The organism is Acetivibrio cellulolyticus CD2 (assembly GCF_000179595.2).
GTDB classification, from domain to species: domain Bacteria; phylum Bacillota; class Clostridia; order Acetivibrionales; family Acetivibrionaceae; genus Acetivibrio; species Acetivibrio cellulolyticus.
Genome location: NZ_JH556658.1, coordinates 176808 through 203231 on the forward strand (window position 1 = coordinate 176808; position 26424 = coordinate 203231).

The window sequence follows — 26424 nt, forward strand, 5'->3', positions numbered from 1 at the left end:
CTGAAGAAGGCATAAGGCTATAAGCCATTTTATATACATCGACATCAGGCTTGTCCTTGTAGAAAGCCTTTGAGTTTTTTTATGATAGAATTTATGAACTTTGGGTTATTCTCAGTTACAAAGGTTTCAATACCTGAAGTATCATAAGCGATAGTGGATGCAAGAGTAGTGTTAATTTCCTGGCAAATAGGTTCTGTAATATCTACAAGGTGGTTAAAGAAGTTTTCCAGGTAAATAACGAAATCTTGTTTGAACCGTGTAAACTGAGAGTTATGAGGGACGTCTGGAAGGCCACAGAATTCACGGGCTTCATGGCATAAATTAAGAAAAATAATGAGTAGCGAAACTGTAGGAATGCCAAGAATTTTCTGCAGAACTAATGCTGAAAGCATTGAAGAGAGTGAATATTTACGGTCTCTCCCTAGAGTTTTGTGGTAAGACCAATAAAAATCCTGTGGTATAAGCGAAGATAAATCAAGATGTTGTGAGAGTAGCTTAAGAAATTTTGGCTTATTATTTTGAAAAACATCTTTACATTCTTCGAATGTGTCAGCAAAAGAAATTTGTTTATAAAGTTTTACCATTTGTTTTCCCCTTCTCTTGTTTAAAATTGGATTAGATACCTATATTTTACTAGAAGCGGAGGGGGAAAACAATAAAAATATCAATTTGAAATGCAGTAAATTCAAGCGTTATAGCATTTCGCAAATAACTAATAAATAACATAATTTAATAAGGGGGAAGAAGAATGGGTAAAAAAAGAAATTCAATGATCTCTTTTTTGGTTTTACTCGCATTATTGATGGGTGGCTTGCCTCTCAATACTTTTGCAGCAACTCAGGCATTTACTGACTGGTCCGGATCGGTTGATATCTCATGTAAAGGCGATTACGAGCTTTATGTAAACGGAGAGTTCGTAAGCCTTGGTTTAGGTCTTGATAGCTCGAAAATGGAACTTAAGCAGGCCGATTTCAAGACAGGTAAAAACGTTGTTGCAATAAAGGTAAGAGGAGATTACTCTGCCGAGGCAAAATACCTTTTATCGGTGATAAAAGTCACTACAGGACCATCTGGTTTTGTAAACTACCGTTTTGCAACCGGAACAAATACGAAGGCATATACAGCTTCGCCATATAACTTTGATGAAAGCTGGAAAGCAAAATCAGCAGGTGAGTTAACAATTTTTGATAAACAAGACTGGATGAAACCGTCATTCAGTGATGCAAAATGGGAAAATCACAAGCCTTATGAACGCTTGAGGGGTAGCGATGGAAACCAGTTTGAATACATTTTTCCGTCACTATTATCTACCAACGACAGGTCTCCCGATCCGTCAAAAATAGCTACACCAGGTGCAAGGTGGATTTGTCCACAGACAATGTCTGATACTGAGGATACAGCTTATTACAGATATACATTTTATCTTGGTACCAACACCGAGGAACCATCACCATCAGTTGTACCGTCCAATCCCAGTATAATTGTTCCTACTCCAATAGTAAATCCACCTGATGAAATAAAAATTCTTCCAAGACCTGACACAATAAAAGGTTCCCTTTATTACAAAGGTGGAACAGTCGATAATAAAATCGAATACCTTCCGCTAAAGAACTTCAGTTTTTACATTTGTCAGAAAGGAGTCTCACAGGCCGTTGCAGATGGAAAAACCGATGAAAATGGCAATTTTACAATCAGTAAGCAGTTTCCCGATGATTTTAATATTACAAATTATGGTGGAGATGAGGTTTATTTGCTGATTAAGGCATCTGACCCTTCTTATATATCGGATGCTTATGATGTTTCATCAGGTTCACAATTAGTCACATTCACATCTCAAGGCAAGAAATTGCAAACAGGAACTATCGATTTTGGTAAAATTGAATTGGATTCAAACGGTGCCTTTAACTCTGTAGCCGGCGCAAGAAGAGCTTCTGAGTTCTGGATAAAGAATACTAGAAATATAGATAAAATTGGGAATGTTGGTATCAAATTGAGAAACGATATAGAAATCAGCAATTATGATCCAAAAGTCAAAATAATTAATATGGATACACAAAAAATAAAATCTGCTTATGGGCCTACTACTATTGTTCACGAATATGGGCATTTTTTAATGGATCGTTTCGCAACAGTACCATATCAAAAGGATGAAGAACTGGTGAATCATACATATACAAAGAAAACAAGCCCAGAAGTTGCATATTCCGAAGGATGGGCAGAATATTTTGCTCTGGTTGCAAACGGTACGCATACTTATTCTCATCAAGTAGAAACTCCTGAATTAAACAATGTTTTGGTAAATATGGATTTTGATAATATTTCTGTCAATGCAAAAAATGAAGCCGGTCAAAATGTAGCTATTCAGGGATTGGAAGCTTTCACAGATAAAAACCTAAGGGGTACAAATGTGGAAGGCTCAATTGTAGCATTGTTTTGCGAACTTGAGAATTATATCAATTCCCTGGATACCGATAAATCCGATGGAGTCAATGAAGGGTTTTTCAAAATAGCCACAACCATGATACTTAATAAAAGTAATTATAGCTTAAGACCAAGATTCAATATTGTAACTTTTGCTAAAAAGTGGTATGAGCTTGGATATGCAAAAGGTCATGAGTATGAAACATGGAAAATATTTGCGCAAAGAGGATGTGAGTTTGATGATGAGCCTCCAAAAATATTATCCATACAACCTGTAAATTCCTTGGTTTCGTCAGATACTGTTGTTCAAGCCGAAGTTACAGACAATATAAAAGTTGGTCGTGTTGAATTCATAGTATCGACCAGTACGGGTGATAAAATTGTAAAAACCTGTACAGCACCACCGTTTGAATATATGATAAAACCCTCCGATTTTGAAACTGGAAATTATACGTTAAAGGTCAGAGCTTATGATGCCAGAGGTGATAAACCTGCAACCAGTGAAGATATAAATATTAAGGACAGTTTGAACAGACTCCAAACTGGGGCTTATATTCACGAGCCTATTGATGAAACCAAGTATAATCATATAGCTGAGGGAATGGTTTCATTTCAAATTGAAAACGGAACTGGAGATATTATTCCAGGAACAATACCTTCCGATATTGCACAAATAATGCAAGATGACGGATACAGCAATGTGACTGTTAATGATGCTGTAATAGCCAGTAACGAAGCTGCCAAAACCTTTCAGCTTCCTGTTGTTGCTGGAAGAGTATACAATATTAGGGTTGACAGCAGTGATGGTCTTTATGGACTCGAAATAAAAAGACCGGATGGAACAGTATACGAAAAAATTGACGAACCTATGTCTTCACAAAGTATAATTTTTACAGGAAGCACTACCGGTGACTGGAGTGTTTCAGTAATTCCTATTAACATACCTGGTAGTGAAAGCACAGTTAGGTATGGTGCGGGAGAAAAATCAGAAGGTATCATTATAACAGGTATACACTATAATCCGCAGGATGGGAAGTACGAAATATCCGGATTTGCACAAGGCTGTGACGAAATCTCACTTTCATCGAAGGATGAGAAAGGAAATATCAGAGACTTTACTCTGGCAGTAAGTAATGACAATTTTAGCTTTGAAGATTCATTCGAAACAGGTACCTATAGTTTTGATTTTCAGGGTAAAATGGGCGGTAGTGATGTGGGAGCAGTTAAATCCTATGAAATATTCCTTGATACCAGTATTAATGTTGAGATTAATTTTCAAGCATACCGTGAGAAGATGATTAGGAATAAACAGGAAACAATTCCTTCGCTGGCAGGTTTGGAACCGCAAATTACCCATCTTAAAAACGGAGCTATGGCTTATTATGATGACAATGTCATTACATACGAAGATGGAAGCAGTACAGCTATTTGTTTAAATGGTCAAATGGCTTCTACATGGAAAATGCTCGGTGATAAGATAAAGGATGGGCTTGGTCTTCCCGTTGCTGAAGAATCAGATTATGGGCGGCTTACAGATGTTACAAGTGTACCTACCCAGTATGGTGCCATTTTTTGGGATAAAGGCAAACAATATGGTCCCACTGCTGTTTTTGGTGAGATATATGAGAAATATTTTAGAGGCATTAAGTACTTACCAATACAAAATCAACATTATTGTGATGATGGTGAAGGTATGGTAGTAGAATTGGATTCCAACGCCATATACTACTATCCAGGCTTGGGTGCTCATATATTTGGATACTCTCCTATTCTTAAAAAATGGGAGGAGCTTGGAAGAGAAAAAAGCAAATTAGGTTATCCTATTGATGATGGTATATATACTCAGAATTTTCAAAATGGATATATAACAGCTATCAACAATACTGTTTATGTAATTACAAATACTAAAGAACGAGAAGCGGCTATTGATGATAAGGCAAAGAGCATACCGGAATTGGGACAACCGGAATCTTCCTATGTGCATATTACAACAGGAGCATATAGGAAGTATCAGAATGGTGTGGTGTTTTATTCGGATCAGGATGATAGAACATATACCATACATGGTGAAATAGCCAGGAAGTGGTCTGAGATTATTGACAAGAAAATTATTCCTATCGGAATGCCAATTGGAGACGAACAATATGGTGGTGAGGGCAAGAGATACTCAGAATTTGAAAATGGAGCTATTTTTGAGACAGACAGTACAGGCGTGATGGTGATTTACGGCGATATATATAAAAAATGGAAAACAAGGTATCTGTACTATGGTTTTCCATCTAGTGACCAAGTGTATTGTTCAGATGGAGTAGGCATGAACTGCCGCTTTGAAAATGTTGCAATATACTCTAAAGCAGGTATAGGAACTTATGCTATTGATTACATACATGATTATAGAACCTGGGTAGCTATGGGAGCTGAAAAAAGTATTCTTGGTTATCCCATAAGTGATTTAGACGTAGAAGGTACCAATTTCCAATACGGTAAAATTGACGGTTATATTTATATGAACAACGAAAGTAGCCCAATTTACTTCTATCAGGGAACTATCTCAAAGCAAAAATCACTTTTTGTTAATGGTAGAATGGATCAAACTATAGACCTTGGAGGCTACTATTGGTTTAATCGTTGGAATATTAACTGCAGTAATACAGGAGGATTAGAAGTGCCTTCGTATAAAAACTATGTATTATACAGTTTTGATATTGAAATAAGCCCCGACAAAGTTAATTGGATTACTATTGACAGCATTTCTCAAGGGAGGGGTGAATGGGAAGGTCCTATTTACCAAAAGTCTGTTGAAAGTTTCGTAACGAGATATATAAGGGTTAAGAAAACTAGACATAATGATTGGTCTTATGTAGATTATTTCCAAGGTGTCGAATTCAAACTTGGTCTCTTTAACGATGAGGCGTCAAATATCGACAATACTGCCGACGATATCATAAAAAACAGCTATACATACCAGATTCCTTTTGGGGACAATCTTGCAGGTAATCCGCAGATTACAATCGATCCTGTAACCGATCACTTGGGTGGTGTTTTTTTTAATGATGAAAATTATACTGTAGCATTCGATGCATATATTTCACCTGATGCATCGTTTCAAGATATTACCGGTGACATCAAGATAGCATCGGGCGCTGGAACTGAAAACTCTTTTGAAGCTTACTACCCTATAGCTAAAAAGGGTCAGTGGATACACTATGTTTATAAAATACCTGATGGAAAAGTAACTTTCTCACCGGAAATTTTATCCAATCCTCCTAAAAAAGGTTATATCCGCTATCGTAATATATCTTATAAATATACTAAATGTGGTCATTACAAAAGAATTACATATCCAATTAATAATTATGTTCTCAAAACTTCAGGTGGAGTGATTCAAACATTGCCTGAGACATATTATTACAACAGTAGGGAATCATGGAGTAGACTAGGATCCAGAGATGTTGCAAATCAGAATATAACAGAAGGGATTGCAACAATATGGTCAATCGATAGAGATGCGGGCAAGACCTGGCTGATTTTGGATCTCGGGGCAAGATACAGGATAAACAGATGGAAATTATCCAAACTTGTTCCAGCTGATAGCATTTCTTTGATGGTTACTGACGATAGCACTTGCTTGAATAGTCATCAATACTCTAAAAAGCCGACAGATAGCTGGATACAGATTGATGAAGTCAAAAACAGTACTGGTACCGAAATTAACCGATCTGTTGTTGATTTTTCAACACAGTATATAATGGTCTATTTTGATAATGAAACCTATAATGACGATTTTAGATTAAGCGAGCTTGAATTGTACTATGACTCCTATACCGACTCAAGTATTAGCAAGACCAAATATAATATAAACATTGCAGAAGGCAAAACTACAATGGCAAGTACTTCAGATACAGCTTCAGGTTTTACTTCCGATAAGGCTGTAAATGGCATTGAAAATGAAACTGATGATATGTGGAGCCCTGAAAAGGGAAAAGAAAAAAATTCATGGATCACAGTTGACCTTGGGGACTTCTATAAATTAAGCCAATGGAAGGTATTACAGGATTCCACTAATGGTGTTGCAAGGGGTTATACTTTGCAGGCGATTCTAAAAGGTCAGAACCGTTGGCAGGATATTGATACCGTAACCAATAATACCGGCAGCATATCAGACATGAAAACAAATGAATTTGAAGCAAGGTATGTAAGGCTTCTGATTACAGACCCGGGAGATGCCACACAAATAGGCATAAAAGAATTTGAAGTATTTTATAGCAATGCAAACACAACAAACTTAATATATGACAAAATAGCAGGGACTGAGAAAAACGGTTTAAATGCATATTATAAAATCAATAACTACTATTCAAGTTCTTTCCCTATTGAAAAACAAATGGCTAGAATTGATACTCAAATAGACCTGGATTTTACGAAGAAGCAATTTGATAATTTATATGAGATAGACAAAAACAATGAAGTAATGCTTAATACATACTGGTTTGGATATTTGAAACCAAAGGTTTCAGGTGACTACAAGCTTTATTCCAATAATCCCGATATGGCAGTGTATATAAATAATCAGAGGGTGGACCCAAATACCCCAATTGCACTGGATGAAAACCAGTACTATCAGATAAAGGCGGCATGTTTAATTAGGGAACTGAATTTATCGCCTTATAGCCAACTTACACTGTTCTGGGAAAGTGATAAATTCAGTAAGGAGGTTGTTCCGGCGGGGTGTCTTTACCCGGTAAGTACCAATACCGGTACACCTGCTCCGGTTAATAATACAGCCAATGAATCAAATGGTCTCACAGCCCAGTATTATTCAGATGATTGCCTCCATGAGTGCGAACTGATTAAAACAGACTCAAAAATTGATTTTGACCTGTCGCTTTCTGAAAACAGCTGGTTTAAAGATCATGGTTCAGTTCGCTGGGAAGGTACCATCAAAGCATCGGAAGAAGGAATCTATAAAATGTCAAAAACCGGTAAAAAAGTATCCATTTGGGTCGATGGAACATGCCTTATGCTTGAAGACAACTATGATGCAACTTATGGAACAGTCTATATGGAAGCTGGCAAGGAATATACCATAAAAATTACATGTCGTGATACGACAAAAGATGTAAAGCTTTATTGGGAAAGCAGCTTGAAAGCAAAAGAAGTTATACCTTCTGAAAACCTGATTCCTTTAAAATTCGAAACGGTAGTTGAAGATAAGGAAATAATAGATGCCGGTGCCAATCATATAATTGCCGGACGGTTTATGCCTGACAGGGATTATACAAATATGGTTGCATTGGTAGACGGATACTATGCAAGCGATGTTGAATATAACCTTAATACTGCCACTTATAATTACGAGGTGAATCCCGAAGACTTGCCATATGGACAACATACTCTGGACATTGTCGGACAGATAGCTGCCAGAGAGGTTCCTATTGCAAGGTACTCAATAAACTCAAATGTTCCCCAGCTTAATATTGATAACCTTGATAACAATCAAATTGTTTCGGGTAAAATCACAATAGATGGTTGGGCCTGGGCACAAAACAATTCAGCTGATAAAGTTGAAATATACAGGGATGGTAAATATTTGGGGTGTGCTTCTGTCAGTATTCCAAGATCTGATATTACAGGACATCCCGAACTTGCAGGTACAAATCCGGGCTTCCAGTTTATATTAGACACCCAATCCCTAAGCATTGGAGTACATGAATTGAAATTTGTTTTAAGAACAACCAATTCAAATGATGACAAAAAAGTTTATGTAAAAAGAAGTATTATAATTGATGATCTTAGAAAATTAAAAGTAAGCAGCAGTAATGACTCTATTGCTGATACGGTAAATATTATACAGCCGTTAATTGAAGTGACGAATACAGGCAGTGTAAATATACCTCTATCAAGCATTAAGATCAGATATTTCTTCACAGATGAAACTGGAAAAGCTCCGATTGCTGATATGTACTACTCAAGTGCAGGTAATGACAAGACCACAACAAACTTTGTTCTTTATGACAGTACGTCGGTAGCAAAGAAATATTATCTTGAAATAGGATTTAACGATAATGTGACAATGTTAAAGCCTAATGAAAAGGTTACTGTAAAAGTAGGTATTCATACAAGTGATTATTCATATTACAGTCAGGCAGACGACCACAGCTTCATTAATGAGAATACTCTTAAGGAAAATCCAAAAATTGTTGTTGCGTTGGGATATAAGACAATGTGGGGACAGGGACCTGATATGTCAATAATTGAAAAACCTGCTGCTCCTTCAATAAGTGTACAATATCTATCTGAAGACAGTTCTCCACAAGCCAACATGATTAAACCGGCTATTACCATAATGAATACTGGAACTGACTCAATCAACCTTTCAGATGTTAAAGTGCGTTACCACTACACCAACGAAACAACTAAACCTCAGACTTGTACAATATTCTGGGCAAGTTGCGGAAATAATAATGTAAGTACAAGATTCCAGAAAACATCAATGATGCCTTCGGGTACAAATTACTATATTGAATACAGCTTTGGACCTGATGCAGGAATTCTTGCGCCTGGAAGTACAGTAGTTATAAAATCCGGAGTTAATACTTCCGATTATATGACTTATACCCAGACAAATGACCATTCCTTTATGCCATCCGCTTATATATGGACACAAAACAGCAATATCAGCGGATATGTTGGTAATGATCTTATTTGGGGAACCGAACCTATTGTCAGAGACTAACCAAAAGTTATTTGGGGAAGATATAAGTATTTTATCTGGGGAACCTTCGGGTTCCCCTTTCTTATATATTTTTTCGAATTGAGTAAAAAGAGCTAATTCAGATTAATATTTACTCCTTTACATATAAAGACTCAATTATCCCTGCATATTTTAAAGTTATGGCCGATCGTTTCATTTTCAGGTTTGCGGTGAGATCACCGCCTTCAATTGATAGGTTATCAGTCAGGATAGCCCATTTTTTTACTTGTTCCGGGTGTGAGAGCTGCAGGTTTACTTTTTGTATAGCGCTTTCAATTGCTGTCGGATCAGCCGCACAACCCCAGAGAAGTGCTGTGCAATATGGCTTTTTATCACTATATACCATAACATTATTGATTCCAGTGGCTTCTCTGAGCATTAATTCAATTTTTACAGGGTTGATATTCTTACCGTAAGAATTAATTACTATTTCTTTTTTTCGACCGGAGATCACAAGATAATTGTTATCAGTCAAAAAGCCAAGATCCCCTGTATGCAGCCAACCTTCCTCTAATGGCGATTCATCCTTGTCTTGAAAGTAATCTTTCATAACCTGGGGACCATTGACCAATATTTCTCCATCATCGGCAATACGGATACTTGTATCCGGAAGAGTTTCACCTACAGTATCTGTTCTATTAGCCATATAACGGTTTAAGGTGATGAGGGGTGCTTCCGTCAGACCATAAGCATTATGAATATCTATTCCTATTGATCTGAAATTTTCCAATAGTCCGATACTTGCCGGTGCAGAACCAACGATTAATTGAGCGCAACGGTCAATACCTGCTATCTTCTTCACAACCACACGGAGAATAATTGCAAATAACTTTTTTATAAAACTGTTCCTGCTTCTTAAATATATGCGACCAATAAAACTTTTTGCACCTTGTTCCCAAATCTTTTCATAGAATCTGGGAACTGAAAAAAAGATAGTCGGCCGGATTTTGGGAAGCATTTTCTGAAGATCATGGAAGTTTTCCAGATAATATACATCCACAGGTGCCGGGGCATAAAAAAGGGCATATGAAGTAAGAATTCCTTCTACCACATGGTTCATAGGAAGGAAAGACAGGTAAAATACCTTTTGAGTCCTGGCTTTCCAGGGAGGTAAAGAGGCGATTGTTTCTGCCATCCAACTCAGGCTGGCGTGATTGAAAGCAGCTCCTTTAGGGCGACCCGTTGTTCCGGAGGTATAGCGGAGAGTGGCTATATCACCAAATCCTGCAGGTGATTTCATAGAGGCTTCACAACCGTCCCAGAGCATTAAAAAGTTCTGCCAACTCATGAAGTTTTCAGGTAAAACGCATTTTGGATTTTCACGGCAAAAAGAAACCACCGGTATTTTTAAACTGGTGCCGACCAATTTCTCCAGAATTTCCGGCACACCTACAAACAGCAACCTGCTGCCGGAGGTATCAATGATGTCCGTCAGTTCTCTGACAGGACTGCTGTAATATAAAGGTACGCTGACAGCGCCGCTTAATCCGATAGCGACATCAATTACGAAATAGCATGTACTGTTAAATCCTATAATGGCAATCCGGTCACACGGATGAATTCCCATCTGCTTAATTGAAGAGACAGCCCTTCCGATTTCATAACTGATCTCACCAGGGTCACGTGAAATTATTTTATCTGAGGTTACATCATGAAATCTTACCGGACGGCTTTTACCGGATAGACGGAAAAGAGCCTGCTCATGTACCGTCCGCTCTGAACGGTGCATAAATCCATGTTGCACAGCAAATTTTAGGATTTGCGGGAAGAAATTTTGCCAATTTTCCTTGTAAGCTCCGAGCAGTCTATCAATATTATCACGCTCATAAATACGGTCTTCTTCAAAGTAAGGAGCTAAAGAAAGCAGTGAATGAATAACATTCTTTCGTGGAAGGAATCGACCAATCCACTGAAATCGGCTAACAGGGAACGGCAGAAAAATTGGTGTTGGAAGCTTAAGATGAAGATTTTCCTTAGCCCAATTTCTGGTGAAATTAATCATTTCTTTTACGGTAGGAAGTGATTCATTGGGCAGAGTTAAATGAAAGCTTAGTCCTTGTGCTTTTGGATCGAAGGTTAATTTGACGATGGCTTCAGATACATAATCACAAGGAACCATATTTATTTTCAATGATGGGTTGACAGGGAAGAACTTCAATTTTCCGGTTAAATATAAACGAAGCGGAAAATATATAGTGTTAAATGTTTTTATGGCTCCGTTTTTCGAATCACCAATAACCATTCCGGGACGGAAAACAGATATAGGCAGTTCTTTTCCTGCTGCCATTACATAAGACTCAGCTTCAAATTTACTTTGCTCATAATTGTTGGAGAATCCATAACAGTTGGTCAAGGCATCCTCTGAAATCCTTCCTTTTCGTCTTCCGGCTACATAGGCGGTGGAAACGTGGGAGAACCTGACTAATCCATGATGCTGATGAACCGCATAGGCAAGATCCAATATATTTTGAATGCTATCAACATTCGTTTTGCGAAGTCTGTCAAGCGGCTCATTAAGCCGTATATCTGCAGCAAGATGGATTATGTAGCAAACAGATGAAATTAGTTCGTTATAGGATGAATCAATCAGACCCAATTTGGGAAGGCTTAAGTCACCGTTTAATACCTTAATACGGTTATCAATTTCATGGACCAGATTGGGCCAATCCCACCAGATTCTTTCCAGCCTATGTTTAACAGAAATTAAATTCTGGCCCCGAACCAGAACAATTACGGGAAGTTCAGTCTGTTCAAGGATCAATCGTGTAACTTGCGTTCCCAAAAAACCGGTAGCTCCAGTAATTAAGATTGCACCATTCACGAAATCACCTCCTTGGGCTGGGGGTTCCGTTTCGCTTTAGTTCTTATCCATGCAGTCTGGGTTATAAATTCTGCAAGGAGATCTATGTTATATTTAGAACGCATTTGTTGTATTTGACTGTTTTTACGGAGGATTATCTGTTGGCAGGCAGGATTTTGCAATAAAGATTCAACTCGCTCATCTAGCAATTGAAAGAGTTGTGGCGATGAGTGCTCCAAAAAATACTGGTCATAGATTCCTAGATCCCGGTAAAGATCACGTAAGCGTTGATCATGGCCCATGGCTACTTGAGGCACAGCAGCATCCAGAGAAAGCACTCCTGCATGATAGCGGGAGGTAATCAACAGATCAAGACTCCTTAGTATTGCTGTTATCTGGGATGCATTATACTCCCGGGATGAAAAAATCCTGGTTTCATCTTTGTGACGCATTGATGATTGAATTAGCCTTGCAAAAGATTCGTCCAGCTCTTCCATGCAAATAAAGGTAATGGGCCGCCCATGTTTTTCGATAGTTCGATCTGCGAAACGGGCGTAGTTCTCTGCCATGGTTTCGCGGGCAACGCGACGTTCACGGGAATCAGAGTAATAGAAAGGCCAGCGGTAACAGTTTTTACGCCGTCCCCAGAGACGGAATACCACAGGCCAGAGATAAAAATCTACTGCTGCAATCCCTATAGTGCCCGAAGCTGCCTTAGGCCATATTCTTTTCAATAAGTCATTGTCGTCAGGATCGGTGTGAAAATCAAATGCACAATCCGCAGTTACTGCAATAGGAGCACTTATTTTCCCGGCTTTGAGACGATCTGCTGAGGCTTGGGTACGGGTAATGATTAAATCTGTTTTAGATGCTACTTTTTGCACCAGCATTCTGTTTAGTGCGGATAGACTTCCGGAATCAACGGCATAAGCAACAACAGGTATACTGTTTTTAAAGCCGCACCAGGACACCCATAAAAAGGCCCAAAGCAAATAAAAGCTCCATGTATCCATATAGCAGCTGCCTTCAGTAAGTAGGATCAGATCGTGTTCCCGAACCAATCTGCGTAAGGTTAAAAAATATACTGGCGGATATTCTGCAATTTTTAGTTTTGGACCTTCCTTGATATACCGGCGAAGATTGTCACTGAACATTGTTGGAATAGTAATTTCGATATCCTCTCCTAATACTTTACGAACATCTTCAATGATGGTTAAAAGACGTGCTTCCGAACCGGTATTATTGGCACCGTTATAACCCATCAAAAGCACCTTATGTATATTTGGTTTGTTTTCAATTATTGGTTTTGTTTTTTCTACTATCATATAAATCTCTCCATTATTATTTTACCTACTCTACCTGCCACAGCCATGATGGTAAGTATGGGCGGATTTCCTAAAGATTGGGGGAACAGGGTCGCATCTGCAATATACAGGTTTTCAGGAAGCCTTGAATTGTGAAAGGTTTCTGATTCCTTAATTGTAAGTGGCAGCATACCTCCAGGATGTCCTGCATTAATTGTTCCGAGGAAAGTATTCTCTTTTTTGATACCGTATCTTGAAAAGATCTCCCTGCAAATGTCCACTCCATCCTGTAATCTTTCCTTATCAACCTCTGTAAGTGTTTTTCTTATACGATTGTTATCAGTACATCCATTACTTGAGTCTCCAAGCTTAACCATAAGTGTCAGTATATCGGCAGCAGGGTGCCGCCAGTTTTTATTAAAGAAAAAGCTTAGAAAATCAAAATATGGCGATAGGATATAATGTTCCTTCTGTACAGCAAAGGGCATGGAAAGCTCTTTGTTCATAAAGCTTCCCTTAGATTCGGCAGCTACGCAGAGAACAGGGTCGACAAACAGCTTGTTTTCACACTTAATTCCTGAATTCCGAAGGATTACTGGGGTTGAAAAACCGCCTGCCGCAAGTATAACAATATCAGCAGCATAGAAACCTTTTTGTGTATGTACTCCGCTAACCAGGCCTTTTTCTAAAGCAACTTTGGAAACTTTGCAACCTGTGACAATTTCTGCGCCCAGATCCTGTGCAGCTTTTAGAAATTGGCGACTGTCCCATTTAACACCGAACTGACAGCCCAGAACACATCTTCCGCAATTGGTGCAACCTTTGTAATCTCCAAACTTCGGTATAGGCTTCGGATTCAAGTCCATTTGCCTGCATATTTCAAATAATTTTCTTGTTGCATCCCGCCATTTATTCTGATGATCGTATGTAATGGGAATTTCTCTGTAAAGCTCTTCAAACTCATCGTCCAAATTAATTCCAAGCTCCTTAAATCCTTTGTCTATGCGAAGTGCATTTCCGGCAGAAAGGGTAGTGGTTCCGCCCAGACCAATCCCATTGACCATGACCATTCTTTCTTCGGTTTTACGGATTTTCATTGATGGGAACAGCAGTTGTATTTCTCTTTCATCGAAAAACAGTCCTGTCTTTTTAAGCTTTTCAAAGGCGGATAAATTAAAAGAGAAAGGCTTAAAATAGCTACCTGATTCCAGAACAGTCACATGAAACTTTCCCTGTAACTTCTTGGCAACAGCTGCTCCACCAGCTCCGCTACCAACTATTATTACCTTTTTCATTTCAAAAACCCTCCCTTTAAATAACCTTTGCAGCAACTGCAGCCTTCAGGTATCCTTTGATAAAAACGCAGCCTTCCGCCTAAAAGGCCTGCTGCCAGCCCATTATCTAACGAAGAAAGAAGCTTGCAAGCTTCTTTGGAATAATATTTACTGAAAAAGCACCGCTTTATTATAAATTTATCCTGCTCATATTTAAAATCTATCTCAATAAGCTTATAAATGACCTCAAGCATTGCAACTGCCTCTTCCCGGGATGCAATATGAAAACTTTTCTTAAGGTTCTGGCCATAAGTATAGGAGTTTTTATATAATCGCTGTTTTAATTCATCAAGAGGGAGGCTACTCTGAAAATAACCCTCAGCCTGAACCTTCGTAAATAATGCGTATTCTGACAGAATCCTTGCAAAAGTAAGTCGCCGTAAATCCGGCGGTTCACATTGAAAAGCATCAGCAGTTAAACGGAATAATTCAAGCATTTTTTTCTTCTTAATAAATCCAGGTATGTAGAGCTTTATTATTTTCAAAAGCATCATCAAACTTCTTTTTTTCCAACTTATTATGGCATCTTTCATTTTCCAATTACCCTTCATTAACTTTCAACCTTCACATAATTAGATACGTAGTACTGCCAAAAAAGTCTGTAAAAATTTTCTTATAATAACACTTTCGTTTCTTATGTGGTTGATTAGGTGAACCTTATGTTTTGCAAGCTTGTAACAATATTTTCTCTATATTGATAAAATCGTATGTTTGACTTTAATTACCTTATATTTACACAATAATAATTTTGTGATATTATAAACTAAAAAATCAAATTAGGGGGAATAATGTAAAATGAGAAAGAAAATTTTAGCAGTACTGATGTGTATAGTGATTTCAACATTTATTATACCTTCAACATCAATGGCAAAAGCTTGTAAACCTGTTAAAATGATTGGCAAGGATACTCATTATGAGGTGGTTCTCGATTATACAACTGGTTTATCTCATTATCAAATGGGTGCAGAATACGGTAAGGAAATAATTGAGTCGGTTCCTGAATACGAAGCTTTATGTGATTCCTATATTGCTGAGGTAACAGGTAATGAAGCAGTTTATAACGAGTTTTTGTCGAGAGTTGAAGATATCAAACCGCAGATTAAACAGGAATATATTGATGAAATTGAAGGTCTGGCATCAGGGTTTTCCGGAGGAACAGAGAATGTCATAGGAGACAATAAACTTTCAGTTGACGAATGCTTTATTTTTAATTTATTCCCGGATATTGCCAGAGGAACTCAGTGCTCAGCACTTTCTGTGTATGGAAAACGTTCAGAAATTAATAAAACCATGTCTGCTAGAATTCTTGATTGGTATGCTGGTTCACAAAACCAAATCGCTAAGCTTCAAGCTGTTCTTACTATAAAAAATGGCAGGAAATCAATTTGCACAATTGGATACGTTGGATTTATGGGTGTTATTACAGGATTAAATGACAATAAGGTATTTGCAGCGATCCTAGATTCAAAAACAGGTATGCCTTATTCATCCGATTCAAGATCATCGTATGTATTCGATATAAGGTATGCATTGGAGAACTATAAAAAGTTGGATCAGGTTGCAGATTACTTGAAATCAAGTGATAGAAATTATACTTTCAGTCACCTGGTTTTCCTATCAGATAGTAAAACTAGTGCCGTTTTAGAAAATAACATTAGTACAGGAAGTAATTGTTTAAGAGAGGTCCGAACAGCAGATTCTGTTTTAAATGATGGAGTTAACTGGGGGATAAGTGATAGTGTCGGAACTGTAAATTCTTTTATGATAAACGGGAATTTTGATAATTATACTGGGAATATATTTAACGTTACAAGGTGGGATTCAATGAAATCTCAACTTTTATCTAAGGGTTCTAAAGTTACACTTTCGGAATTAAAGGAAGTAGCTACATTTCATAAAGGTACCAATCCTGGTCCAATGAATGAAGGTAACCTTTATAATGATAGAACACAGCAAATAATTATATTTATTCCGGATAAGATGCATCTTGAAGTGTTTTTCAGGCCCATATCAGGGGATTTACCTGAAGTACCTACATTTGAAACAATTAGAACAGGTATATAGTCTAAACAAAAAATCAGCTACCCCTTTAGGGGTAGCTGATTTTTATAAATGCTGGACTTAGAAACTTCCTGTAACCAAGTCAAGTGCTATATTTTGGGGATTACCCTTAACTGAATACCATTTATTGTTAAAGTATATATAGTTTTCATAAATTTCTACTCTAAGTGTACTTGAATCAGCCAATATAAAATCAAAGTACGATATTTCACCTAAATTGCGTTTGACCATTTTATTAGAATCGATTTCGCTTCCCATGTAGCTTTTTATAGCTCTTACACATTTTCCAACCTGAGGACCGGTACCTGACTCGTTTCCAAAAACAACTTTTTGCGCATTGAAAAGATAATTTATATTATTTTTATTATCGTTAGCAGGTGTTGGAATCAGAGATTTAATATATTCAACAAAACCTTTGCTAACCTTTATAAATCTTACAGGTACACGCTCGTAATTAAGGTAAGCATAGTAGTTATACCTTTCAGGAGGAATAACGATAGCAAGTTTGTCTTCTCCTGCAACAACAAACCGGTAATTACTCTGTCCGGATGCTGAATCCATCTTCCATTCAAGAGAGTAGAATGGATATATAGCTTCCCTTTCAAATTGGATGCCTCCCTCATAAAACTCAAGGTCATCAATGGATGTAAGACTTTGGGCAACTGATTCTTTCTGAGATTGGCTAAGTATAATGCTTTTCTCAATATCGTTAGCATTTAACTTTATTTCGGTTGAGTTCAGTATTTCTTTTCTGATTTTATCAGCAAAATCGACTTTGTCAATTTCAGGGTTTATTAAAGCATCAAGGTTAATGCCATCGAAAGAGGTTATCAGTTCGTTTGATTTTACCCAACCACTGATAGGGTATTGGTATTTATATGCTTCATTAGAATCTGCCTTTGTAACACATTTGCCTATAAATTCATTATATCCGTTTGAGATTTTAGTCCATTCTCCGTTTACAGACTCAATAACCACAGGAACCATTAAAGCTGTAGCTTGGAAAGACTTTGAAACAGGAGAGTTTTGATCCGCTCTTTCATAAACTTTAGTATTCTTCTGAATAAACCCTTGATTTGTAGAAGTACCTTTTTTACAGAGCTTGTAATTATCGTTGTTTATCCAACCTGTATAGCAAGTAAAATCTTTTTCGGTATCCGTTAATTTTTTTACAAGGCTCCATTTGGAATCTAGTCTAATAACACGTATAAGGTCGCCATTCTTTACATCAGCAACAGAGTCGCTGCTTGAATCTGGCAGCATTTTCAGTTGAACATCATTTTCCTCAGTTTCATTTGAAATGACATAATCAAATGTAGATGCTTCTGATATGCTGAGTCCAAGGTTATCAAGAGAAAATGTGAACCTGGCATTTAGGTCAATATTTTCGATGTTAATCCAAAACTCGGTATTTGAATCGTCAGGCATTAATTTGGCACGGCACCAGTTGGTATCCTTTTCAGCGCTATCTAATACCCATATAAGCTTTCCATATTCCAAATTAATAACATCTTCAAATTGTGACCCGGGACCAGTCTTTCCGCTGCATGGTACTGTGACAGCAGTGATTGTGGGCGTACATATTCCTAATTGGGAATAATAAAGTATTGTGGGATAATTCTGACCTTCATGGGTATCATGATTTTCCGTCTTATTGACGACAGCTGAATAAGTGTTGTTTACAAATTGGAATAGCTGCTTTCTAAACATAAAGGAAGTAAAAATGATTGCCAGACATGCCGCTATTGAAATAGCAGGCTTAATTGCTTTGCGGAATTTGAATAGTACCAGATTGTTTTTTGAATACCTCTCTTTATCCAGATTGTTTATAATATCCTTGTGAAAATTCTTATCTGCATAAGCTTCGCTATTGGAGAACTTATCTGTAAACATCAGAGCAGTGTATGTATTCCGACAAACCTCACAGGAATTAATATGATTTTCCAAGCCTTTTTTTTCTTCTTCAGACATCGTATTATCAGTGTATTTTATAATATCTTCAAAATTATATTTACATTTCATTTTAAGAACTCCTCTCCATCTTCTTAAATTGATGGCAAATACTTTCCTTTGCCCTTTGAACTTTCATCTGTGCTGCTTGAGGAGATATATTAAGGATCTTACCGATTTCACTATACGAAAAACCTTTCACGTGTTTTAATACAAGCGCGATTTTTTGATCAGGTTTTAAGTTGTTTATCAGTTTTACAACCTTAGCATAATGCTCCTTTTTCTCATAAATAATATCAGGATAATCTTCAAAGCTGCAGGATAGTTGGTCGAGTGCATTAATATTGTCAAAATTCCGATTGCGTTTATTTTTCTTATAAAAGTTATTAAAAGCGTTAGCAGCGATTTTGTATATCCATGTAGAAAAGCTCCAGTTGCTGTTATACAAATAAAGGTTTTTATAGACGCTTATAAATACTTCCTGTAAAAGCTCTTCAGCATCCTCCTTTGAAAGGGTCATTTTAAGGAGAAATGCAAATATGCGGTCCTTGTACTTTAAAACCAGATTCGAATAAGAATCCATATCACCCTTCAAGGTATTATTTATTAATAATTGTTCTGTATCCAATAAGAACACTCACCCCTGTTAAATTTTTTTGTTAGGCCTAAAAAGCAATTGCTTAAAGAGTCTTTTTGTATCTCTCTAATAATTAATACAATAATTTGGCAGAAACATAACGGTTTTCTAAAAAAATTATTTTATAGGTATAGATAACGAACAGTAAAGTTAAATTTATATGGCACTTAAACGTTATCTACTTTAGATGAAAAACATACTTCAAATTTAGTTTTAGAGTTTTTCATCTATAATTACAGTATAAAATTAATTAAGCTGGAAAACAAATAAGAATAGTTATTGACTAATACTTCCGGAGTTTTCTTCTAAAACAAAAGCGAACCTTAAAAGATTCGCTTGTGTTTTAGAAGAAAGCTGTGAAACAATTATATTTTAAAAAGGCTTTAACAAAAATGGCAGACATGTTCAATTGGTTCTGCCATTAGTAACAGCTACTAAAGAGAGTTTGTATATATAGTTGAAACTGATTCTCTGGTTGCTTCAACAGGTGCAAGGCTTAGAAGCAATCCGAGACTTGGCGTGTTGAATGCAAGATCGGTCAATTTCTGTACATCGGATTCATTAAAGCCGATACTCTTAAGGCCTGGTTCAACGCCCATTTCCGAAAGCCATTTCCTTAGGCCTTTAAAGGCTTTATCTGCTTCATCAGGTGATCCGCTCAGATCGTTTACTATTGGGGATAGAATATCTGCTAATACCTGGCTTGAAACAGGATAAATCTGCTTTACTACAGCAGGAACGAGAACCGCCAGACCAAGGCCATGTGCAAGATCCGGTTTGACGCCGCTCAATGGATGTTCCAAAGCATGAGTGTAATGTAAGAGGCTATTATCAAAAGAAATACCTGCAATTAGTGAAGCATAAAGAAGATAATATCTTGCAGTAAGATCTTTTGGGTTACTCTTTGCGATGGGCAGGTACTTTGCTACAAGTCTGACAGTTTCTTTGGCCAGCAGTATGGAATAAGGATTCGCTGCAGTTGTAGTGGCAGATTCGATAACATGGTTTAAAGCATCTATTGATACATAAACCGTTTGATCGGCTGCAAGTGAAGTCATTAGCGCAGGATCGTCAATAGAATAAAGCGGGTATATGAAATCGTAGGCTATGACAGGTTTGAACTCTTTTTCCGGAATACTTACTACAGAGAATCTATCAGCCTCAGTACCAGTACCATGTGTAAGATTTATAGTAACGATCGGAACTGCTTTTTGAGGTGTAAACTGGTATTCAAATAGATCTCTTGAATTTTTATCCGGATATTCAATCATTATAGCAACAGCTTTGGCAGCATCAATAGGACTTCCTCCACCAATGGATAACACAGCTTGTGCACCAAATTCAACTGCAAGTTTGGTAGCAGCATCGACCTGGTCTACAGTTGGGTTTGCAGTTACGCCATTATAAAGTACATAACTGATTTGACTTTCTTCAAAAGCTTTGACTACATAATCCCAGGCACCTGATTTAATATAAGAACCTTTTCCAGTGACAACTGCCACTTTGGAGATGCCTTTTGAGTTTAATTGCATGCAGATATCGCTGATTTTTTTAATTGCTCCTACTCCTAAATATACTGTTGATCTTGCCCTGATTTCAGCTACATCATTGATATTAATACTGTTTTCCCACATAACTTCAACTCCCTTAAGAAAATTTGCCCAATAATGGATGTGTTGCCTAAATGGGTCATGTAATAATAATAACCTATAGGTTAAAAATAGTAAATATGGTATATGGAGGAATGTGGCATTTTAACTCATACTACGCACATATTAAATGAAAACAACGTTACCAGCATGCCCATTAAAAGTATACTTGCAAGTGTCCAGGCTTTATCGAAAACTACTTTCTTGCCCATTAAACCCAGGAATAAGAAAACAGCAGGAAGAGTCAGTATGTAACGTGAGTTTGCTATTGCCTGACCACTTGTTGCAGAAATAAGCAGCGCTGAAAAACTGTATAGGGAAATTGATGTATCCTTTTTTAAGGTATACCTGCAAGCAATTATTGCAAGAATTATAATCGAAATTTCTATAAAGCAGAAAACAAACGTTTGCATATTACCTTCAAGCACAAACCCAATATATTTTTTCCAGTAATATATAGTATTCTTAAGATTAAAAGGGCTTAATCCAAAGACATTTCTTTCTACTATGCTAAAATTCTTTCCCCAAAAGGATATCTTCCAGATAATAAACACCGCCATTGGAAAAAGTGCGGGAAGTCCCATTCTAACTATATTCCATGTTTTTGTTTTTTTGGCTCTGTAACTCTCCCAATCAACATCTTTTAGAACTTCTACCACTAACGGAATAATTAGTGTAATGCCCACAGCCCTCGTAAGTATTGCTAAAGCTGCTATAATTGATGAGGCCAGGTACTTTTTTCGCTTCATTAGAACAAGAGATGAAAATGTAAATGCTACAAACAAACCTTCAGTGTATACCTGAAGGAGGAAGAAGCTTGTAGGAAATATCAGAAAATAGAAAGCACTCCTGGTAGCACCCTCAGCGCCTAATTTGTCTTCAAAAAGCAGGTATAAAGAAATTATCCCAATAAGTGCACCAAATGCTGAAATAAATAAGCCTGCAAGTACTGATGCTGCTATTGGCTCCATTCCCAAAGCCCTCGGCAGGTAGGAAAGTAACCTTATTGACATGGGGTATAACGGCATAAAAGCATAATTATAAGAATAGATTTTATCATCATAGTTAATCTTTCTGATACTATCACTATCATATCCTTCCATCGCAATGCTTAAGTAGAACTGGGAGTCCCAAGCTACGTGGGTATTCATAAATTTATTGGATAAATACACATTGCTTTCATTACTATTAGTGTAGGTTTCCTTAACGCACCAGTCAAGTACATAGTCCGGATGGATTACATTGGTTCGCATTGTTACAATAGCCTGAAAACCAATTAATATAATCAACCAGCAAAACCATATCAGAATTAATGTTCTTATTTTCTTTATCATATTTACCCCCCAAAGAAATCAAAATGGCTTCTTAAAAAGTGTGATTAAGGCTATTAACTTTTAAAATCATATACGATATAATATTGAAATAGAGAAATTATTGGCATATATATTATATTATGTAAAGATATCTACTGACAAGCACAATAAAAACTAAAATTCATTTTTGGGGAGAATATACTAAATGAAAATAAGATTACCTGAAAAGGATTATAAGTTTATCATTAGCTGGATACTACTTTTAGCAGCAGGGTTATACTACCTCAATATTGGAATTTTAAGTAATAACTTATGGCATGAGGAGACATTAACTGCTGCAATTATTAAACATCCGATTTCAGATATTTGCCGAATTGCATATAATAATGGACAGCCGCCATTATATTTCATACTCTTAAAGATATTTAGTGATATTTTCGGTTATACAGAATTCACTTTGCGTTTTCCTTCAGTTATAGGTGTTATATGCATTGCTGCCTTGGGGGCAGGGCCGGTTAAAAGAATTTTTGGAAAAAGAGTTGGGTTTGTATATGCTTTCTTTATATTGTCAACTCCTTTTATTACAAATATTGCTCATGAGGCAAAAATGTATACCTGGAGCATCTTTTTTACTACTTCAAGTATTCTCTATGGATATTTAGCTGCGATGGAGAACAGGAAAACTGACTGGTTAAGGTTTTTACTTTTAACGGTGGCATCCTTGAATATATATAACTATGCAGTATTTCCAGCAGCAATAGCCATGTATATTATGCTAAGATGGATATTTGTGAAAAACAGGTACGCTCTAAAGAGATATATTATATCAGCTGCAACCGTTATAATTATCTATATTCCATCGGCATTGAATTTCTTCAAACCAATGGTTAAAAACCTTTCGGATTTTATATGGCCTCTTGATACCCTACCTGCTATATTAAGAGCATTTCTTGCACCATTTTCAAATTTTTATGGTATAAGTTTATATATAGAAATACCTATATTTATTATTTCTGTAGCTTTTATTGCAGTAGCCCTCTTTAACACATTTATTAACAAAAAAGCCCACGGATTAATGATTTCTTTTGGGATGGCAGTATATTTGATAACTATAATTTTAGGAGCAATTTATTCAACTGTTGCTTCTCCTGTTTTTTTTGAAAGGATTAGTATACCGGTTATGGGGGTCTTTATTATAGCATTCTCCTACGGTGTCTCCCTTATTAGAGAAAGAGAATATCTAATTTTGATATGTATACTATTTTTCATTATTTCACTACCTCATGCCTTTTATATTTCTTCTGAGAATTTATCTTCACCTATTGAGAAAACAACAGAGTATTTGGAAAAACGTATTGCCCCTAATGACGTTTTTGTTCATTTTGATGAAGAAACATACAACTTGTTTTCATATTACTTTCCCAAGAATAAAAACATTCTATATATAGGTAATAATAATCACAAGGAGCTTTCTGCCTATGATGCTTACTATCCTAATGAAATTGTAACATGGTTTAACTTTTACGAGTCAATCAAAGATTATAAAAATATCTGGCTTATTAACCATCCTAATTCAGAAAATTATTCATATCAGACAAAGCTCATATATCTAGGCGCTATAAAAAGTACTGAAAGCACCAAAAGGTTTTTTAGCCAGATACCTTTTTTTGATATTTCAATAACCAAAGCAGTTGCTGGAAATAGAATAAGTGAATCAATCCCATTAACCAGTGATATCAAAGTTAAAATAAATTTGCTTAATAGTTATTCCGGCCAAGTTATTGTAAAGCTGTTTAATAAGAATTGGAATGGGCCCTTTATAAATAAAACAGGTAAGACCAATGATGCTAATACATTTGCAACACAAAAGGGGAGTATAATAAAGAATGCTACTTCAGAGGTGACTTTTGAGAATATTCCGTACGGGAACTATTCTATATTTGCATTTCATGATAAAAACAATAACAATATACTTGATTTTAAAGATGGTAAAATTAAAGAAGGTTTTGGTAATGTTATGTTTTATAATCCCGGGATCTTTTTTGTTGAATCTGAAAAAACTCAAGTTGAAATTAACCTTATATATCCCCCTTAATATCTGTACCATGGAATGAATTTGAGCTATACTTTCAGTTGATGCTATGGTTTAAGAAAATTGTTATTTTGGAGGGGAATTATGGATTTTAATCAGGCTGCAAATAATTGGGATACTGAACAGAGAAAGAAGAGGGCTGAAATAGTTGCAAATGAAATACTTCAGTCGGTTCCAGTAAATAGAGAATATAGTGTTCTGGAATTTGGATGTGGAACTGGGCTTGTTAGTTTTAATCTTTATCAGAAATTTAGGAATGTAACGCTTATTGATAATTCAGAAGGAATGATAGAAGTACTAAACAGAAAGATTTCTGAAGAAAACATTAAAAATATGAGCGCATTTCAAATAGGTATACATGAGGCATTTGAAGGGTGTCTAGGAGAATATGATTTGATATATTCATCAATGGCATTGCATCATATAAAAGACATAGAAAGTGCAATTGAAATATTATTTAAGTTACTAAAAAAGAATGGGTATCTATCTATTGTTGACTTAGTAGAGGAGGATGGAAGTTTTCATAAATTAGAAACAGATTTTGATGGGCATAATGGTTTTAATCAAAATGTATTAATTAGGGTATTAGAGAAAGTAGGTTTTAAAAATGTTAATTCACATGTATTCTATAAAGACTATAAAATAATTGAAGATTCAAGGGTTGACTATTCTCTATTTATTATAACTGGTAAGAAGACATAATTTGGGATGTTTTATTGAAGTTGGATTCTAAATATGATTTAATCAAAGTGTATTATTAATAATTTGAGTTTTTTTATTGATTTATAAAGGGGATGATTGGATGAGGAACAATGAAAGAGTATACAGAATAGTTATTGCATGTTTATCAGCTGTAATATTAGTTGGTGCGTATTCCTATTATAGGCAAAATGAAAAAAGTAATAGATATTATATTAAAACAGGGCCCTGTTTATATTTGTACTGCCGATATTGATTGGGAAAATGATAAGATTATTGAGTTGAATTCTGAACAACTTGATATCATATACATGATGAAAGGAATAGAGGTCGAATTGTCAGAAATAATAGAAAGGAATGGGTATGGAGGAAACTATAATAATTTCTCTCCAAACGGGGAGCAATTTAGAGATAAAGGTTGGAAAAATATTATAAAAGAGTTTTCTATATATGCTACCAAACTTCAAGTTTAAAACGAAAGGGCTCGGAAAATTGTGGCTAATTAGTTTTCTAAGTGATAATATACAAGAGATTCTTCAATTTAAAAAGGAAATAGGAGATTTAAAATCGGAGATGAAAGACTTCGCTAAAAATAAAAAACTTATAATACTATATGAAATATTTATCGCAGTTTTGGCTTTAGTTGCAGTAGTTATGGCTATTATGGATTTTACAGGCATTATATCAATAGAATCATCTACTGAATTCTATTTGATAGATACAAGTATTCTCATAATATTTGCGGTTGATTACTTTGTGAGATTGGGCATTTCAAAAAATAAAAAGGCTTTTTTTAAGGAGAACATTATTGACTTAATAGCTATTATTCCGTTTAGTTCGATATTTAGAATATTTAGAATGTTCAGATTATTCAGAATAGTACAATTCGTTAGGTTTGTGAAAATCCTTAAAGTTTTCAGGATACTTTCTTTTGTAAAAAGGTTTTCATCAAAATCTAAAAAATTTGTATATACAAATGGTTTTGTGTATGTAATTTATTTTACATTAATTACTATTATCCTTGGGGCAATAGGGATTTATTTTGCAGAAAAGAATAACACAATTAATAGCTTTCAAGATGCGATTTGGTGGAGTTTTGTAACTGCATCAACAGTAGGATATGGTGACATATCTCCAAAAACAACATTAGGTAGGATTATTGCTGTAATTCTTATGTTAGTAGGTATTGGTTTTATTGGAATGCTTACAGGGACGATAGCTACTTATTTCGTTAAGAAGGTAGACAATTCTAATAAAACAAAAGATGAAATTAAAGAGGAAGATATGATTGGTTTATCAGATTTAAATACTGATGAGATTAATGAAGTCATGAAATATATTGAGTTTCTTAAGAGTAAAAGAAATAATGACTAATAGGATGGGGAAAGCATATGCTTTCCCCATTTAAAA

General features: G+C 36.0%; 15 protein-coding genes. 6 read left to right on the forward strand and 9 right to left on the reverse strand.

What is annotated here, in order from left to right:
• Window positions 1–44 precede the first annotated feature (44 nt).
• A complete protein-coding gene (locus ACECE_RS27855; RefSeq protein WP_010249300.1) occupies window positions 45–584 on the reverse strand; it encodes an ISNCY family transposase in 540 nt (179 codons plus the stop codon).
• 164 nt (window positions 585–748) lie between these two features.
• Here ACECE_RS27855 and ACECE_RS0216665 point away from each other — a divergent pair, with 164 nt between their 5' ends.
• Window positions 749–9157, forward strand: a complete 8409-nt coding sequence (locus ACECE_RS0216665; RefSeq protein ID WP_010249301.1) for a cellulose binding domain-containing protein — start codon at window positions 749–751, stop codon at window positions 9155–9157.
• Between the two features lie 109 nt (window positions 9158–9266).
• Here the strand turns inward: ACECE_RS0216665 and ACECE_RS0216670 are convergent, their stop codons facing one another.
• The 4 genes from ACECE_RS0216670 to ACECE_RS0216685 are packed head-to-tail and all read right to left on the reverse strand — an operon-like array spanning window position 9267 to window position 15164.
• On the reverse strand, window positions 9267–11996 hold the full coding sequence (locus tag ACECE_RS0216670) for an SDR family oxidoreductase (RefSeq protein ID WP_010249302.1): 2730 nt from the start codon (window positions 11994–11996) through the stop codon (window positions 9267–9269).
• Window positions 11993–13300, reverse strand: a complete 1308-nt coding sequence (locus ACECE_RS0216675) for a polysaccharide pyruvyl transferase family protein (protein ID WP_010249303.1) — start codon at window positions 13298–13300, stop codon at window positions 11993–11995. The genes ACECE_RS0216670 and ACECE_RS0216675 overlap by 4 nt, the downstream gene beginning before the upstream one ends.
• Window positions 13297–14574, reverse strand: a complete 1278-nt coding sequence (locus ACECE_RS0216680; protein ID WP_010249311.1) for an FAD-dependent oxidoreductase — start codon at window positions 14572–14574, stop codon at window positions 13297–13299. The genes ACECE_RS0216675 and ACECE_RS0216680 overlap by 4 nt, the downstream gene beginning before the upstream one ends.
• Window positions 14571–15164 (reverse strand): hypothetical protein, encoded by a 594-nt coding sequence (locus ACECE_RS0216685; RefSeq protein ID WP_010249312.1) that lies wholly within the window; start codon window positions 15162–15164, stop codon window positions 14571–14573. The genes ACECE_RS0216680 and ACECE_RS0216685 overlap by 4 nt, the downstream gene beginning before the upstream one ends.
• 244 nt (window positions 15165–15408) lie before the next feature.
• Here ACECE_RS0216685 and ACECE_RS0216690 point away from each other — a divergent pair, with 244 nt between their 5' ends.
• Window positions 15409–16677 (forward strand): C45 family autoproteolytic acyltransferase/hydolase, encoded by a 1269-nt coding sequence (locus ACECE_RS0216690; RefSeq protein WP_010249313.1) that lies wholly within the window; start codon window positions 15409–15411, stop codon window positions 16675–16677.
• A 57-nt stretch (window positions 16678–16734) separates the two neighbouring features.
• Here the strand turns inward: ACECE_RS0216690 and ACECE_RS0216695 are convergent, their stop codons facing one another.
• The 4 genes from ACECE_RS0216695 to ACECE_RS0216710 form a co-directional block, all read right to left on the reverse strand.
• Window positions 16735–18696, reverse strand: coding sequence for an anti-sigma factor family protein (locus ACECE_RS0216695; RefSeq protein ID WP_010249314.1), 1962 nt, complete (start codon window positions 18694–18696; stop codon window positions 16735–16737).
• A gap of 1 nt (window position 18697) precedes the next feature.
• Window positions 18698–19252 carry an RNA polymerase sigma factor gene (locus tag ACECE_RS0216700; RefSeq protein ID WP_010249315.1) on the reverse strand — a complete coding sequence of 185 codons (555 nt, stop codon included), beginning with the start codon at window positions 19250–19252 and terminating at the stop codon, window positions 18698–18700.
• 443 nt (window positions 19253–19695) lie between these two features.
• Window positions 19696–20895 (reverse strand): iron-containing alcohol dehydrogenase, encoded by a 1200-nt coding sequence (locus ACECE_RS0216705; RefSeq protein WP_010249316.1) that lies wholly within the window; start codon window positions 20893–20895, stop codon window positions 19696–19698.
• A gap of 125 nt (window positions 20896–21020) precedes the next feature.
• A complete protein-coding gene (locus tag ACECE_RS0216710) occupies window positions 21021–22244 on the reverse strand; it encodes a mannosyltransferase family protein (protein WP_010249317.1) in 1224 nt (407 codons plus the stop codon).
• Window positions 22245–22428: 184 nt separating this feature from the next.
• Between ACECE_RS0216710 and ACECE_RS0216715 the strand changes: the two genes are divergently transcribed.
• The 4 genes from ACECE_RS0216715 (at window position 22429) to ACECE_RS0216730 (ending at window position 26388) form a co-directional block, all read left to right on the forward strand.
• Window positions 22429–24318: a DUF2141 domain-containing protein gene (locus ACECE_RS0216715; protein ID WP_010249318.1), complete on the forward strand. Its 1890-nt coding sequence runs from the start codon at window positions 22429–22431 to the stop codon at window positions 24316–24318.
• An 81-nt stretch (window positions 24319–24399) separates the two neighbouring features.
• Window positions 24400–25017 carry a class I SAM-dependent DNA methyltransferase gene (locus tag ACECE_RS0216720; RefSeq protein ID WP_010249325.1) on the forward strand — a complete coding sequence of 206 codons (618 nt, stop codon included), beginning with the start codon at window positions 24400–24402 and terminating at the stop codon, window positions 25015–25017.
• A 188-nt stretch (window positions 25018–25205) separates the two neighbouring features.
• Window positions 25206–25487 (forward strand): hypothetical protein, encoded by a 282-nt coding sequence (locus tag ACECE_RS0216725; RefSeq protein WP_010249327.1) that lies wholly within the window; start codon window positions 25206–25208, stop codon window positions 25485–25487.
• Between the two features lie 100 nt (window positions 25488–25587).
• On the forward strand, window positions 25588–26388 hold the full coding sequence (locus tag ACECE_RS0216730) for a potassium channel family protein (RefSeq protein WP_040428655.1): 801 nt from the start codon (window positions 25588–25590) through the stop codon (window positions 26386–26388).
• Window positions 26389–26424: the final 36 nt, after the last annotated feature.